The organism is Serratia sp. BNK-4 (assembly GCF_048685115.1).
In the GTDB taxonomy this organism is placed as follows: domain Bacteria; phylum Pseudomonadota; class Gammaproteobacteria; order Enterobacterales; family Enterobacteriaceae; genus Serratia; species Serratia bockelmannii.
The window spans coordinates 4,182,889-4,195,763 of the sequence record NZ_JBLQTM010000001.1 but is presented as its reverse complement, the minus strand read 5'-3'; the positions used below and the strand labels follow the sequence as shown (position 1 = coordinate 4,195,763).

Below are 12,875 nucleotides of genomic sequence, written 5' to 3'. Positions count from 1 at the left end.
TCAACTCAGAGCACGAACCAGTTGACAGCAGCGACAGGAGTAAGAGTGATGAAAAAGGTGGGTGTAGTCCTCAGCGGCAGCGGCGTTTATGACGGTACGGAGATCCATGAAGCGGTGCTGACGCTGCTGGCGTTGGACCGTGCCGGCGCCCAGGCGGTGTGCTTTGCGCCTGATAAACCACAATGCCATGTTATTAATCACTTATCGGGTGAGGAGATGGCGGAGTCGCGCAATGTCCTGATTGAATCGGCGCGCATTGCCCGCGGGGCAGTGCAGCCGCTGGCGCTGGCGGAAGCCGCCCAGCTGGATGCGCTGATCGTGCCCGGTGGCTTTGGCGCCGCCAAGAATCTCAGCAATTTCGCCGAAGCCGGCGTGGAATGTTGGGTCGATGAAGATTTGGCGCGTCTGACGCGCGAGATGCATAAGGCCAACAAACCAATTGGCCTGATGTGCATCGCGCCGGCGCTGTTGCCGAAACTGCTGGATCAACAAGCGCGGCTCACCATTGGCAACGATCCGGACCTGGGGGAAGTGATTGACGCCATGGGCGGCGAGCCGGTGATTTGTCCGGTGGACGACATCGTGGTGGACAGCGAGCACAAGATCGTGACTACGCCAGCCTATATGCTGGCGCCGTCGATCGCGCAGGCGGCCCTCGGCATCGATAAGCTGGTGGCGCGGGTGCTGGAACTGTCTGAATGAGAAAATCGCTCGGCGGATGGCGGTGGCTGCGCCCGTGGTATTGGCTGAAGCGCGGTGTCATCGCGATTATCGGCCTGTGGGTGTTGGGCATTGTGCTCTTTGCCTTCCTGCCGGTGCCGTTTTCCGCCGTGATGGTGGAGAGGCAAGTCAGTGCCTGGCTGAGCGGCGACTTCGGCTACGTCGCCCATTCGGACTGGGTGTCGATGGACGATATCTCGCCGCAAATGGCGCTGGCGGTGATGGCGGCGGAGGATCAGAAGTTTCCAGACCATTGGGGCTTCGATGTGGCGGCCATTGAAAAGGCGCTCAGCCACAACGAGAAACGCCCGACGCGCATCCGCGGCGCATCCACGCTGTCGCAGCAGACCGCTAAAAACCTGTTTCTGTGGGATGGCCGCAGCTGGCTGCGCAAAGGGCTGGAGGCCGGGTTGACGTCGGGCATCGAGCTGGTGTGGACCAAGCGACGTATTCTGACGGTGTATCTGAACATCGTCGAGTTCGGCGACGGGGTGTTCGGCGTGGAAGAGGCTTCACAGCGCTTTTTCCATAAGCCGGCCAAACGTCTGAGCGCGGCCGAAGCGGCGCTGCTGGCGGCGGTATTGCCGAATCCGCATCGCTTCAGGGCCGATGCGCCGTCCGGCTATGTGGTGCAGCGTCAACAATGGATTATGCGCCAAATGCGGCAACTGGGCGGGGAAGCGTTTTTACGCGAGAACAAGCTGGATTAAACGGGCGGGAGCGGCACGGTGCCGCTCCCGCCAAGCGGTTTATTTCACATAGGTAAAGGCGGTAGTGACGTGCTTCACGCCGCTGACCTGGCTAGCAATCTGCGCCGCTGACTGCCCTTCCTGCTGCGTGACCAGGCCCAGCAAGAACACTTCGCCGTTTTCGGTAGTAACCTTCACGTTGGACGATTTCACCGTATCGCTGGTGAGCAGCTGCGAACGCACCTTGGTGGTGATCCAGGTGTCGGAGGACGCGGTGCTCAGGCTGACCGGCGTGCCCTGACGGATCTCGTTATACACTTCGGTCGTGCCTTCCACGCCCATGGCGATCTGCTTGGCGCGCGCGGTGAGATCGGCGTTAGGCGACTGGCCGGTCAACAGCACCTTGCCCTGATAGGCGGTGGCGACCACCCGGGCATCTTTCTTCAACTGCTGGTCTTTGCTCAGGGCGCTTTCGACCCTGGCTTCCAGCGTGCCGTCATCCACCTGGGTCCCGACGCTGCGCGGGTCGGTGGCGGTTTTGGTCGCGACGGCCGCACTGCCGACGACGACGCCGGCGATACAGCCTTGCAACAGCAGGGCGCTGGACAGCACTGCAAATGTGGCTTTTAGCTTCATCTCAGTTCCTTAATCGTCCTGGTGGGGGAATAACGTATTGTCTATCAGGTCGCACAGGCAGTTTACGGTCAGCATATGCATTTCCTGAATGCGCGAGCTGCGGTGCGACGGGATGCGGATCTCGACATCCTGCTGGCCGAGCAACCCGGCCAGTTCGCCACCGTCGTAGCCGGTGAGCGCGACGATGGTCATATCGCGGGTCACGGCCGCCTCGACCGCTTTCACAATATCACGGCTGTTGCCGCGGGTGGAAATCGCCAGCAGCACGTCACCGGTGTGCCCAAGTGCGCGCACCTGCTTGGCGTACACTTCGTCGTGCAACCGATCGTTGCTGATCGCCGTCAGCACCACGTTGTCGGCGTTGAGAGCGATGGCTGGCAGGCTGGGGCGCTCGGTTTCAAAACGGTTGATCATGCTGGCGGCGAAGTGCTGCGCGTTGGCCGCCGAGGTGCCGTTGCCGCAGCACAGGATTTTGTTGCCGTTGAGTAAGGATTGAACCAGCGTCATCGCAGCGCGGGAAATGGCGTCCGGCAGTGCTTCCGCCGCCGCGATCTGGGTTTGGATGCTTTCGGTAAAACAGACTTTAATTCTATCCAGCACGTTGTATTAATCCACTAAGTCAAAGGGCCGGTCTGCGCCGCAAAACCCCAATTAATCCGCATTGAAGGCGTTGGGTATCCATTCTAACTGGCTACCGGTAATGGCCAAAACATCAAAACGGCAAGATGATGTGTCAAAACTGGCTCCGCGCCCCGCCAGCCAGACGGCGGCGGCGTGCAGCAACCGCTGTTGTTTGCGAAAGGTGACGCTGGCGGCCGCGCCGCCGAAGGCGTCGTTGCGGCGGTAGCGCACTTCGACGAATACCCAGGTAGTGCCGTCGCGCATGATGAGGTCGAGCTCACCGCCGCGCACCGCGACGTTGGCGGCGCAGAAGGTGAGCCCGGCGTGTTCCAGGTGACGGCGGGCCAGTAGCTCATAGCCCGCCCCGGAGGCGCGTGGGTTCAAGAGACCGGAACGACCGTACCCTGACGGTATTGCAGCCAAGGCAGCTTGCGGTTGATCACACAGTTCGGCGACGCGCTCAGCGTGCCGGTGGTGCCGGAAACCTGGAAACCCGGCAGCTGGCGCATTTCAGCAAAGTGGTTGGCCAATGTCCAGGCATCCATCCCCATTGCATACAGGCGCACCAGCGAGTAATCGTTGCGGAAGCGCGCGCTGGCCTGCTGCAGCAGCTGAGGGTTTGAGCCGGCCAGCAGCGGGATATCGCTGAACTGCAGGCCTTCCATTTCCAGACGGAAGTCCGGGCCGGCGCCGGCCTGGTAGCTGCGCGAGCTGGCGTACATCGCCGGTTTGCCGCGCGAGCTGGTGGCCATGTCGATCATCGGTTTGATCAGCGTCAGTTGGGACTGGGTAGCGACGATATACACCGCGTCGACGCTGCCGCCGGTGGCGGCGGGCACGTCGCTCGGCGGCGCAGGAATGGTCAGCCCGGCGATGGTGACGCTCTGCGGCGCCGGGGCGCTCGACATCGGCGTGCCGGTCATGCGGATGCCGCCGCTGTTCACCATCTGGCGCAGCTCGCCGGCAGAGCCGATGTCCTGACGCAGCACGGTTTGCCCGCCTTGCTTCTGCCATTCCTGGTTAAAGGCCTTGGCGACGCGATCGCCGAAGGCGCCGCGCGGCACCAGCAGCAGCGGTTGACGCTTCTGCTGTTCCCAGATGTGGCGGGCGGCGTCGCGCGCTTCATCTTCCGGCGACAGGGCGAAGTAACAGATGTTCAGGTTGTCCTTCGGCGTTTCCGGCTGGTTGAGCGCCAGCACGTTCAGCGTGGTGGTGCTGGCGGACAGCTGATCGACGTTCTCTTTGAGCAGCGGCCCGACCACCAGAGTAGCGCCATCCTGCTGCGCCTGGCTCAGCAAGGCGGCCAGCGGCTGGCTGGTGGTGTCGTACACTTTGACCTGCGCATTAGCGGCCTGCAGCGGCGTTATCGGCGCGCTGGACGGTGCAGCGGGTTGCGCGGCGGTCACGGCCGGCTGGCTCTCTTGCGCCGAAGGGCTGACGGCGCCGTTGGCGTTGATGTCACCCGCTGCGGCCTGATCGGCCGGCGCCGTTTGGGCCGGTGCGCTGGCAGGTTGCGCGGCTTGAGGTTGCGGCGCCGGCATGGAACCGCCGTTTTTCGCCGCTTCGAAGCCTTGCTGGATGGCGTCGGCGAACACTTTCGCCTGGCCGTTCAACGGCAGCAGCAGGGCGATTTTCGAGGTGGAGGCCTGAGTGAAGTTCAGCACCTGGTTCAGGCGAGCCGGCAGCGTTTTGGCTGCCGGGTTCTTCGGATAACGGTTCTGCCAATCTTTGATGCCGGCCTTCAGCAGATCGGGATCCTGCTTGTTGTCCTGATAGACGCGCAGCAGATCCAGCCAGCCTTGCAGCACGTTCTCGTCGGCGTTGATCACCAGGCTGTTCATCTCCTGCGGCGTCAGCTGCAGCAGGGCCTGCCAGGTTTGATCCAGATTGTCCTGGTGCGGTTTGCCGGTCAGCAACGGCTCCTGAGCGATATAGGCGCGGATCAATGGCAGCGACGCTTTGCCTTGATTGGCGGCGATCTGCGCCTGGTAGTAGCGCACCTTCTGATTCGGCGACAGCGCACCGCTGTCCAGGTGGCCCAGCGTGCTGCGGGCGCTGACGTAGCTCTTGTTGGCGATCTGCAGTTCGGCGGTCAGCAACTGGCGCTCAGTCTGCTGTGCGCCGCTGAGGTTTTTCGGCAGCTGATTCAACTGGTCGCCGGCCTGCGGCAGTTTTCCTTCGCGCAGCAAGGCGCGAATAGCAAGTAATTGCCAGTCAGCCTTGTTATCATCGCTGCTTTGCTGCAACTGCTGCAGGTAGTAATCGGAGCTGGCGCTCGCTTCGTCCTGTATATTGGCGGGCGGCGTTTGCGGGGCCCGACTTGGACAGCCTGCCAGGAAAAGGGCGGCCGCGATGACTGCGGTAAGTCGGACAGGCTTGGAACGCCCTGCTTTGGTACGAACGAATGTTGAGGAAAGCATACTGTATCCAGTGATGTTTTTTTCAAGATGCTCAATATTAAATCGGCAACCCGGATGAAACAATGAATCAACACCAACAATCAGTCATTTCTGCATCAACGCTGTATGTGGTGCCCACCCCCATCGGCAATCTGGGCGATATCACTCACCGTGCGTTAGAGGTACTGAAAAGCGTTGATCTGATCGCGGCGGAAGACACGCGCCATACCGGATTGCTGCTGCAACACTTCGCGATCAACGCGCGTCTGTTCGCGCTGCATGACCACAACGAACAGCAAAAGGCCGATCAGCTGCTGGCGAAACTGCAGGAAGGCCAGAGCATCGCGCTGGTGTCCGACGCCGGCACGCCGCTGATCAACGATCCCGGTTATCACCTGGTGCGCCGCTGCCGCGAGGCCGGCATTCGCGTGGTGCCGCTGCCGGGCGCCTGCGCCGCCACCACCGCGCTGTGCGCTGCGGGTGTCGCTTCCGACCGCTTCTGCTACGAAGGCTTCCTGCCGGCGAAAACCAAGGGGCGCAAGGATACGCTGATGGCGCTGGCGGAGGAACCGCGCACGCTGATTTTCTACGAATCCACTCACCGTCTGCTGGAAAGTCTGCAGGACATGGTCACCGTTTGGGGCCCGCAGCGTTATGTCGTGCTGGCGCGCGAGCTGACCAAAACCTGGGAATCTATCCACGGCGCGCCGGTGGGCGAGCTGCTGGCGTGGGTGCAGGAAGATGAAGTGCGCCGCCGCGGTGAGATGGTGCTGATCGTCGAAGGCCACAAAGCGCAGGAGGATGCGTTGCCGCTCGAGGCGCTGCGCACGCTGGCGCTGCTGCAAAAAGAGCTGCCGTTGAAAAAGGCGGCGGCGCTGGCGGCGGAAATCCACGGCGTGAAGAAAAATGCGTTGTATAAGCACGCGCTGGAGCAACAACAGCCGTAAAGCGGTTGACCTGCCGCCGCCGCAACGCTACTATCCGCGCCGGAGTTGACCAGACAGTCGCCGCTTCATTGCCGTCCTCTTCGGGGAGACAGATGGAGGGGAGGAAAGTCCGGGCTCCATAGGGCAGGGTGCCAGGTAACGCCTGGGAGGCGCAAGCCTACGACTAGTGCAACAGAGAGCAAACCGCCGATGGCCCGCGCAAGCGGGATCAGGTAAGGGTGAAAGGGTGCGGTAAGAGCGCACCGCGCGGCTGGCAACAGTTCGTGGCACGGTAAACTCCACCCGGAGCAAGGCCAAATAGGGGTTCACATGGTACGGCCCGTACTGAACCCGGGTAGGCTGCTTGAGCCAGTGAGCGATTGCTGGCCTAGAGGAATGACTGTCCACGACAGAACCCGGCTTACCGGTCAACTCCCTCGACAAAAGAAAACCCCGCGCAACTGGCGTTGCGCGGGGTTTTTCGTTTTCCGGCCGGCCTTACACCGGCAGGTCAATCAACAGCGCGCGCAGCGGCGTCTCGGCGCGGATCGTCAGGCGGTTCTCCTCGCGCACGAAGGCGCCGTCGCCGCAGGTCAGGCGCTGTTCCTCGTGGCGCTCGCCGGTGGCGGCGATGGTACCGTGTATCGACTGCAGATAAGCGCGCGGCCCATTAATCGTCAGCGTGTGTTCTTCGCCCGGCTGCAGATCGAGATGATGGATCCAGACCTGCTGGCGCAGCTGCAGGCTGCCCTGCGCGCCGTCAGGCGAGGCCAGCAGCAGGTTGCCTGCCGCCGGCAGCGTCAGACGCTGCACCCGCTCGTTGTTGCGTTCCGGGCAGGCATCCAGCCACAGCTGCAGACGAGTCAGTGGCGTATCGCTGCTGACGTTCTGTTCGCTGTAGCTCAGGCTTGGCTGGGTGGCCAACAGCAGCGCTTCGCCGGCTTTGGCGCGTGCGGTGTTGCCGTCGCTGTCGCGGTATTCCGCCTCGCCTTGCAGGATCAGGTTCAGGATATCGACGCTGGGATAGGTGCGCGGCTGGAACGACGCGCCCGGCGCCAGCACCTCCTGATTCAGCACGCGCAGCGACGCGTAGCCCATCAGTTTGGGATCGAAGTAATGACCAAAGGAAAAGGTGTAGCGAGCCTGCAGCCAACCAAAGTCAGCTTGCCCGCATTGTTGTGCTGTTCTGCATGTAATCATGGCAATCGGCTCTCTAAATTCATTATCCAAATGGTAAGCATCTGGACGTCGGATTGTTAGCCAGTTAATCTGGTCGGCATATTCAAATTTCCTGACAGAGGGATGCGATGGCCAGAGATCGGGCGCTCACGCTTGAGGCACTAAGGGTGATGGATGCAATCGACCGGCGCGGCAGTTTCGCCGCGGCCGCCGACGAATTGGGCCGGGTGCCGTCGGCACTCAGCTACACCATGCAAAAATTGGAAGAAGAATTGGACGTGGTGCTGTTCGACCGTTCGGGCCACCGCACCAAGTTCACCAACGTGGGGCGCATGTTGCTGGAACGCGGGCGGGTGCTGCTGGAAGCGGCCGACAAGCTGACCACCGACGCCGAGGCGCTGGCGCGCGGTTGGGAAACTCACCTGACCATCGTCAGCGAAGCGCTGTCGCCGCCGAGCCTGCTGTTCCCGCTGGTGGACAAGCTGGCGCTGAAGGCCAACACCCAGGTGTCGATTTTCACCGAGGTGCTGGCGGGCGCCTGGGAGCGGCTGGAGCAGGGGCGCGCCGACATCGTGATCGCGCCGGACATGCATTTTCGCGCGTCGTCGGAGATCAACACCCGCAAACTGTATAAGGTGATGAGCGTTTATGTCGCCGCGCCGGATCATCCTATCCACCTGGAGCCGGAGCCGCTTTCCGAAGTGACCCGCGTGAAATACCGCGGCATCGCGGTGGCGGATACCGCTCGTGAGCGCCCGGTGTTGACCGTACAGCTGCTGGATAAGCAGCAGCGTCTGACGGTGAGCACCATTGAAGATAAACGTCTGGCGCTGCTGGCCGGGTTGGGGGTGGCGACCATGCCGTATCCGATGGTGGAGAAAGATATCGAGGCCGGGCGGCTGCGCGTGGTGGGGCCGGAATACAGCCGCGAAGCCGATATCATCATGGCCTGGCGGCGCGACAGCATGGGGGAGGCGAAAGCCTGGTTCCTGCGCGAAATTCCGCGCCTGTTCGCGCAGCGTTAAGTCGGTTGGATGACATCCCCTTGCCGGGCGGCAAGGGGATTTTTTTCGCCTTAACCGAAGCGCTGGTCGCGGCCGTGCGGCTCGTCCAGATCCTGCGCCGGCCCGATGGAAATGATGCCGTGCGGGTTGATGGTGGCGTGGCTGCGGTAGTAGTGGTTGCGAATGTGCGGCAGGCTGACCGTCTCGGCGATGCCCGGCATCTGGTAGATGTCGCGCAGGAAGCCGTACAGGTTGAGGTAGTCGCTGATGCGGTGTTTATCGCACTTGAAGTGGGTGACGTACACCGGATCGAAACGCACCAGCGTGGTCCACAGACGCAGGTCGGCTTCGGTCAGCCGATCGCCGGTCAGATAGCGATGCTGCCCCAGGAGCTGCTCCAGGCGCTCCAGCGCGTTGAATACCCCGTTGACTGCTTCGTCATAGGCTTCCTGGCTGGTGGCAAAACCGGCTTTGTACACGCCGTTGTTCACTTGATCGTAAATCCAACCGTTCAGCTCATCGATCTTGCCGCGCAGCGCGGTCGGGTAGTAGTCGCCTGCCCGAGCGCCGACGCCGTCAAATGCGCTGTTGAACATGCGGATGATGTCGGCGGATTCATTGCTGACGATGGTTTGCCGCTGTTTATCCCACAGCACCGGCACGGTCACGCGCCCGCTGTAGTGCGGATCGGCCCGCAGGTAGATCTGGTACAGGAAGTCGGCGTGATACAGCGGATCGCCGGTGGTTTCCGGAAAATCCTGGCCGAAGGTCCAGCCGTTTTCCAGCATCAGCGGGTGCACCACCGAGACCGGAATGATCTGCTCCAGCCCTTTCAGTTTGCGCATCAGCAGCGTGCGATGCGCCCAAGGGCAGGCGAGAGAAACATAAAGGTGATAACGGCCCGCTTCGGCCTGGAAGCCGCCCACGCCGTGTTCGCCCGGCTGACCGTCGGCGGTCACCCAATTGCGAAACTGAGCGGTTGAACGTTTGAAACGGCCGCCGGTAGATTTGGTGTCATACCAGATGTCTTGCCAAACGCCATCGACGAGTTGTCCCATGGGAATCTCCTTGGTGTCCGAGTTAAAAAACGACAGAGCCCGGCATGCCGGGCCCTGAATGACAGTTTAGATTACCATTTCTTGTTCAGAAGACGGTCGATGCTGAAGCCGCCCGGGCCTGCGACCGCCAACACGATGAAGCCGCCGGCGATGGTCAGGTTTTTCATGAACATCAGCTGGTTTACGCCTTCCGCAAAGTCAGTGTGGAACAGCAGCGCGGTCAGGATGGTGAAACCGGCAGTGAACAGCGCCACGGTGCGGGTCAGGAAACCGAACAGGATCGCCAGACCGCCGCCAAATTCCAGCAGGATGGTCAGCGGCAGCAAGAAGCCAGGCACGCCCATCGATTGCATGTACTGTTGGGTACCGGCATATGCGTCACCCATTTTGCCGTAGCCTGCCACGATAAACAGGATTGGCATCAGAATACGAGCAACCAACAAACCTGTATCTTCTAATTTTTTCATCATCTACTCCAAAGTGTTTTTGTGCGCCTGTTCGGCGGTAGTCATATCAACGGGCGGCGTAGCGGGTCTCTGACCCTGTCCGCTCCGTATCGTATTGATGGAGTGAATGTTAAGCGGGAAGTGCTCAGGTTGTTAGCAAGTAAAACTGTCGTAATTTTTCAAAAAATCTGAATCTTTAGCGTGCTAATAAAATGCCGCCGATCAGCAGGTTGCCCGGCCCCGGGGTTGGACGCGTTGTATCAAGGGAGAAAATGCGGGCAGAGCAACAGGAGGTTTGAAGGAAAGACTAAGCGGCTTACTTGGCAGAAAACGTCTTTTTAAACAGACGGATAGCGCTCCATGCGCCGAAAGCGCGACGCGACCAGCGGATCATCTTGCTGGGATGGCGGATGCCGTACAGCGCCATGACGCTGGAACCGAGCACCAGATAGCGGCGCAGGCCAAACACCGTTTGCCAGCCGCGGTCGATGCGTTCGGTCTTTTCCAGCCACAGAGACTTGTGTTCGGCCAGATCCAGACGCTGTTGCTGGATCTGCCGAATCAGCCTCTCTTTTTTCCATTCCAGATAGCGGCGGCGGCTCATGGCTCGCGCTCCAGCTCGGCGCGATCGAGTTCCAACTGCTTGCGCGTGGCGCCGAGCAGCGTGGTGCGACGGGCCTTGACCAGCGTCCAGATGGTGCCGACCACGGCGAGGAACAGCAGCACGCCGGTTGTCGCGCCCAGCGCCACCAGCCGGTAGACCGGATCGATGGCCCAGAAGATCAGGATCAGCAGGCTCATCAAACCGAAGGCGGTGAACAGCAGCGTCATGCCGGCCATGATCAGCAGCTGAATGAGGTTGGCTTTCTCCTCTTCCAGCTCGACCACTGCCAGCCGGACGCGGGTTTCCACCATGCCGACCAGGATCGTGATGATGCGCTGACCGATATCCAGGACCCCTTTAGCGGGGCCCTGCGCGCGCACTTGCGGTTGTTCAGCCATGATTAACGACGCGCGAGCAGCACGCCCAACACGACGCCGACCGCCGCGCCGATACCGATGCCGGTCCACGGGTTGTCGCGCACGTAGTCGTCGGCCTGGCCGGCGATCTGCTTGGTTTGCGAAGCCAGCTTGTCACCGGCGTCGCTCAGGCGAGCGCGGGTCTCTTTCAGCGCGCCTTCCGCTTTCGAGCGCAGCTTCTCCAGCTCGGCTTTCGGCTTGTCGGTGGAGGAGTTCAGCACTTCCTCCAGCGTATCGGCTAAGGACTTCAGTTCAGCGCGTAAGTTTTCTGCATTTGAATCATGTGCCATGTGATTATTCCTTAACGTTTATTTCGACAGACTTTTAACATAGCGGATTTTTTCGCCGGAGCAAAGGGGTGATGGCCAGCAGATAACACCAGACATCAATTTCATATGCTTAAGAAATCCCGTGTGATGGGGCTCTCATCGATAAATCCGCTGGTGTGAAAAAATTATTCCGCCTGGGCGCGTTTCAACTCAGCCTGCGCTTCCGCCAGCTTTTGCTGCTTCTTGGCGACCTTGTCCAGCTTGCCGGTTTGCTGCGTTTCTTTCAGTTCCTGCCGGCGCTCGTCGACCTTGCGCTGTTTCTCTGCGATGTTTTTTTGGCGTTCGGCCTGCAGGCCGGCTTCGGTGCAGTGAGTCTGCACTTCGCTCAGCGCTTTTTTTAGCCCGTCCACGCGGTGGGTGTTACCGTGCTGGGTGGCGTAGTCGATTTGCTGTTGGATGTTTTGCGCTTTGGCGGCACAACCGCCCTCAGCGGCCGCAGCGAGGGCCGGCAGCGTGCAGAGAGGCAACAGCAGTAACAGGGAGTGGCGTAATTTCATCTTTCAGTTCCTTTTCATGGGGTACCTGAACAGGCACCCGCTTTCCTGGCTGCCGAAGGTGGCAGCGCGAGAGGAGGGCGTTCATCGCCGGCTGAAGTTATCCTTCAGCATAGTCATGAAACCGGCGTGCCCCCAAAGAATCAGCCGTGACGCAGTGCTGACTGATTAATTCTTGAGCTAATCGGTGCGAATGAAAATGAAGATAATGGCAGTGAAAGGAAACCCCTTCATCTGAAGGGGGATTATCCCAGATTGAGTGGGGAACGCGCAAATTCGCGCACCCAATGCGATGGCACGGGGGATTCGCTCAACGCGATGTGGTAACCGGGCGGCAGGATGGTTTGCAGCGCTTCGCGCGCCAGCAACTGCTGCTCCGGCGAATCCAGACGGATGACCAGGCCATCACCTTCCGGCGTGATGCTTTTGATGCGGATGCCGCGCTCATCCAGGCGCTGGTAGACGTAAAAGCCGTCGGGCAGCGACAGCCCTTGCTGGCTGGCGCGAATGCGCAGCTCGCTCTCGGTGCGCACCATACAGGGCACCAGCAGCGTCGCCAACGCCAGTAGGGCGAGCGCGATCATCAAGACGTATTGCCAGCGCGGGCGCTTTGCTGTCACGCCCCTTTCCCCGGGTTCTGGCCGCTGGCGCGTTTCTTGCGCCACAGCACGATCAGTGAGCCGACCAGCCCAACCACCAGCAATACCAGCGGCAACATCATCAGGCAGAACATCAGTTGATCTTCATACTTGCGGAACACCGGGGTTTTCCCGAGGGCGAAGCCCAGCGTCGTCAGGATCAAGACCCACAGCAGGCCGCTCATCCAGTTGAAGAACTGGAAGCGCGCGTTGTTCAGGCCGGACAGGCCAGCGATGGTTGGCAGCAGGGTGCGCACGAAGGCCAGGAAGCGGCCGACCAGCAGGGCGGAAAGGCCGTGGCGGTGGAACAGGTTATGCGCACGCTGATGGTAGTGGGCCGGCAGATGCGAAAGCCAGCCTTGCACCGTTCGCGTATTGCCGAGCCACCGGCCCTGTATATAGCTGACCCAGCAGCCCAGGCTGGCGGCGACGGTCAGGATAACGATGGTCAATGGGAAGCCCATGGTGCCTTTGGCGATCAGCACGCCGACCAGGATCAGCAGGCTGTCGCCCGGCAGGAAAGCGGCCGGCAGCAGCCCGTTTTCCAAAAACAGGATCATGAACAGCAGGATGTAGAGGGTCCACACCAGCGAAGGGTTCGCCAGCGTCTCAAAATCCTGCTGCCATAAGGCATGTATCAGTTCTTTAATGATATCCATCCGGTGTTCCTAAAACGTCATTGTTTATTTTTATCTCAGCGGTGGAACGGGCGTGGG

The 12,875-nt window shown here is 60.9% G+C and carries 17 protein-coding genes and 1 other RNA gene; 5 read left to right on the top strand and 13 right to left on the bottom strand.

The features are described from left to right. Positions 1–48: 48 nt before the first annotated feature. A complete protein-coding gene (gene elbB / locus ACMGGW_RS20020; protein ID WP_193402403.1) occupies positions 49–702 on the top strand; it encodes an isoprenoid biosynthesis glyoxalase ElbB in 654 nt (217 codons plus the stop codon). Then, positions 699–1,430, top strand: coding sequence for a monofunctional biosynthetic peptidoglycan transglycosylase (gene mtgA, locus ACMGGW_RS20015; RefSeq protein ID WP_197832242.1), 732 nt, complete (start codon positions 699–701; stop codon positions 1,428–1,430). Before elbB ends, mtgA begins: the two co-directional genes overlap by 4 nt. Before the next feature lie 39 nt (positions 1,431–1,469). Here the strand turns inward: mtgA and dolP are convergent, their stop codons facing one another. The 4 genes from dolP to ACMGGW_RS19995 are packed head-to-tail and all read right to left on the bottom strand — an operon-like array spanning position 1,470 to position 5,086. Beyond that, positions 1,470–2,045 (bottom strand): division/outer membrane stress-associated lipid-binding lipoprotein, encoded by a 576-nt coding sequence (gene dolP / locus ACMGGW_RS20010; RefSeq protein WP_004937101.1) that lies wholly within the window; start codon positions 2,043–2,045, stop codon positions 1,470–1,472. Between the two features lie 9 nt (positions 2,046–2,054). Then, the gene (diaA, locus tag ACMGGW_RS20005; protein ID WP_004937103.1) at positions 2,055–2,645 is read right to left on the bottom strand and encodes a DnaA initiator-associating protein DiaA; all 591 of its coding nucleotides are present in this window, start codon (positions 2,643–2,645) and stop codon (positions 2,055–2,057) included. Between the two features lie 51 nt (positions 2,646–2,696). Continuing rightward, complete coding sequence (locus tag ACMGGW_RS20000) at positions 2,697–3,050, bottom strand: YraN family protein (protein WP_015379164.1); 354 nt, start codon at positions 3,048–3,050, stop codon at positions 2,697–2,699. Further along, positions 3,047–5,086 carry a penicillin-binding protein activator gene (locus tag ACMGGW_RS19995; protein ID WP_043141990.1) on the bottom strand — a complete coding sequence of 680 codons (2,040 nt, stop codon included), beginning with the start codon at positions 5,084–5,086 and terminating at the stop codon, positions 3,047–3,049. Before ACMGGW_RS19995 ends, ACMGGW_RS20000 begins: the two co-directional genes overlap by 4 nt. A gap of 62 nt (positions 5,087–5,148) precedes the next feature. On the opposite strand from ACMGGW_RS19995, the gene rsmI reads away from it, so the two are divergent. Both rsmI and rnpB read left to right on the top strand, forming a co-directional pair. Then, positions 5,149–6,012, top strand: coding sequence for a 16S rRNA (cytidine(1402)-2'-O)-methyltransferase (rsmI, locus tag ACMGGW_RS19990; RefSeq protein WP_004937108.1), 864 nt, complete (start codon positions 5,149–5,151; stop codon positions 6,010–6,012). A gap of 41 nt (positions 6,013–6,053) precedes the next feature. Next, positions 6,054–6,431: RNase P RNA component class A (gene rnpB, locus ACMGGW_RS19985), an RNA gene on the top strand. A 58-nt stretch (positions 6,432–6,489) separates the two neighbouring features. Here rnpB and ACMGGW_RS19980 read toward each other — a convergent pair. Beyond that, the gene (locus ACMGGW_RS19980) at positions 6,490–7,191 is read right to left on the bottom strand and encodes a pirin family protein (protein WP_049204376.1); all 702 of its coding nucleotides are present in this window, start codon (positions 7,189–7,191) and stop codon (positions 6,490–6,492) included. Between the two features lie 107 nt (positions 7,192–7,298). Between ACMGGW_RS19980 and ACMGGW_RS19975 the strand changes: the two genes are divergently transcribed. Then, a complete protein-coding gene (locus tag ACMGGW_RS19975; protein WP_025304355.1) occupies positions 7,299–8,195 on the top strand; it encodes a LysR family transcriptional regulator in 897 nt (298 codons plus the stop codon). Positions 8,196–8,245: 50 nt separating this feature from the next. On the opposite strand, the gene ACMGGW_RS19970 is transcribed toward ACMGGW_RS19975, so the two are convergent. The 8 genes from ACMGGW_RS19970 to ACMGGW_RS19935 all read right to left on the bottom strand — a co-directional run bounded on the left by ACMGGW_RS19970 (position 8,246) and on the right by ACMGGW_RS19935 (position 12,818). Beyond that, positions 8,246–9,232 (bottom strand): glutathione S-transferase family protein, encoded by a 987-nt coding sequence (locus ACMGGW_RS19970; protein WP_049204378.1) that lies wholly within the window; start codon positions 9,230–9,232, stop codon positions 8,246–8,248. 71 nt (positions 9,233–9,303) lie between these two features. Next, a complete protein-coding gene (locus tag ACMGGW_RS19965; protein ID WP_004937119.1) occupies positions 9,304–9,699 on the bottom strand; it encodes a DoxX family protein in 396 nt (131 codons plus the stop codon). 295 nt (positions 9,700–9,994) lie between these two features. Continuing rightward, the gene (locus tag ACMGGW_RS19960; protein WP_004937121.1) at positions 9,995–10,282 is read right to left on the bottom strand and encodes a YqjK-like family protein; all 288 of its coding nucleotides are present in this window, start codon (positions 10,280–10,282) and stop codon (positions 9,995–9,997) included. Then, the gene (locus ACMGGW_RS19955) at positions 10,279–10,680 is read right to left on the bottom strand and encodes a phage holin family protein (RefSeq protein ID WP_015379160.1); all 402 of its coding nucleotides are present in this window, start codon (positions 10,678–10,680) and stop codon (positions 10,279–10,281) included. Before ACMGGW_RS19955 ends, ACMGGW_RS19960 begins: the two co-directional genes overlap by 4 nt. Positions 10,681–10,682: 2 nt before the next feature. Continuing rightward, on the bottom strand, positions 10,683–10,988 hold the full coding sequence (locus ACMGGW_RS19950) for a DUF883 family protein (RefSeq protein WP_004937125.1): 306 nt from the start codon (positions 10,986–10,988) through the stop codon (positions 10,683–10,685). A gap of 164 nt (positions 10,989–11,152) precedes the next feature. Next, a complete protein-coding gene (locus tag ACMGGW_RS19945) occupies positions 11,153–11,524 on the bottom strand; it encodes a DUF1090 domain-containing protein (protein WP_025304353.1) in 372 nt (123 codons plus the stop codon). Positions 11,525–11,766: 242 nt separating this feature from the next. Beyond that, the gene (mzrA, locus tag ACMGGW_RS19940; protein WP_004937130.1) at positions 11,767–12,141 is read right to left on the bottom strand and encodes an EnvZ/OmpR regulon moderator MzrA; all 375 of its coding nucleotides are present in this window, start codon (positions 12,139–12,141) and stop codon (positions 11,767–11,769) included. Then, a complete protein-coding gene (locus ACMGGW_RS19935; RefSeq protein WP_025304352.1) occupies positions 12,138–12,818 on the bottom strand; it encodes a DedA family protein in 681 nt (226 codons plus the stop codon). The genes mzrA and ACMGGW_RS19935 overlap by 4 nt, the downstream gene beginning before the upstream one ends. Positions 12,819–12,875: the final 57 nt, after the last annotated feature.

Coding starts and splice junctions, on each gene's coding strand:
- elbB (WP_193402403.1), top strand. CDS start 49: ATGAAAAAGGTGGGTGTAGTCCTCAGCGGCAGCGGCGTTTATGACGGT.
- mtgA (WP_197832242.1), top strand. CDS start 699: ATGAGAAAATCGCTCGGCGGATGGCGGTGGCTGCGCCCGTGGTATTGG.
- dolP (WP_004937101.1), bottom strand. CDS start 2,045: ATGAAGCTAAAAGCCACATTTGCAGTGCTGTCCAGCGCCCTGCTGTTG.
- ACMGGW_RS19995 (WP_043141990.1), bottom strand. CDS start 5,086: ATGCTTTCCTCAACATTCGTTCGTACCAAAGCAGGGCGTTCCAAGCCT.
- rsmI (WP_004937108.1), top strand. CDS start 5,149: ATGAATCAACACCAACAATCAGTCATTTCTGCATCAACGCTGTATGTG.
- ACMGGW_RS19980 (WP_049204376.1), bottom strand. CDS start 7,191: ATGATTACATGCAGAACAGCACAACAATGCGGGCAAGCTGACTTTGGT.
- ACMGGW_RS19975 (WP_025304355.1), top strand. CDS start 7,299: ATGGCCAGAGATCGGGCGCTCACGCTTGAGGCACTAAGGGTGATGGAT.
- ACMGGW_RS19970 (WP_049204378.1), bottom strand. CDS start 9,232: ATGGGACAACTCGTCGATGGCGTTTGGCAAGACATCTGGTATGACACC.
- ACMGGW_RS19965 (WP_004937119.1), bottom strand. CDS start 9,699: ATGAAAAAATTAGAAGATACAGGTTTGTTGGTTGCTCGTATTCTGATG.
- ACMGGW_RS19960 (WP_004937121.1), bottom strand. CDS start 10,282: ATGAGCCGCCGCCGCTATCTGGAATGGAAAAAAGAGAGGCTGATTCGG.
- ACMGGW_RS19955 (WP_015379160.1), bottom strand. CDS start 10,680: ATGGCTGAACAACCGCAAGTGCGCGCGCAGGGCCCCGCTAAAGGGGTC.
- ACMGGW_RS19950 (WP_004937125.1), bottom strand. CDS start 10,988: ATGGCACATGATTCAAATGCAGAAAACTTACGCGCTGAACTGAAGTCC.
- ACMGGW_RS19945 (WP_025304353.1), bottom strand. CDS start 11,524: ATGAAATTACGCCACTCCCTGTTACTGCTGTTGCCTCTCTGCACGCTG.
- ACMGGW_RS19935 (WP_025304352.1), bottom strand. CDS start 12,818: ATGGATATCATTAAAGAACTGATACATGCCTTATGGCAGCAGGATTTT.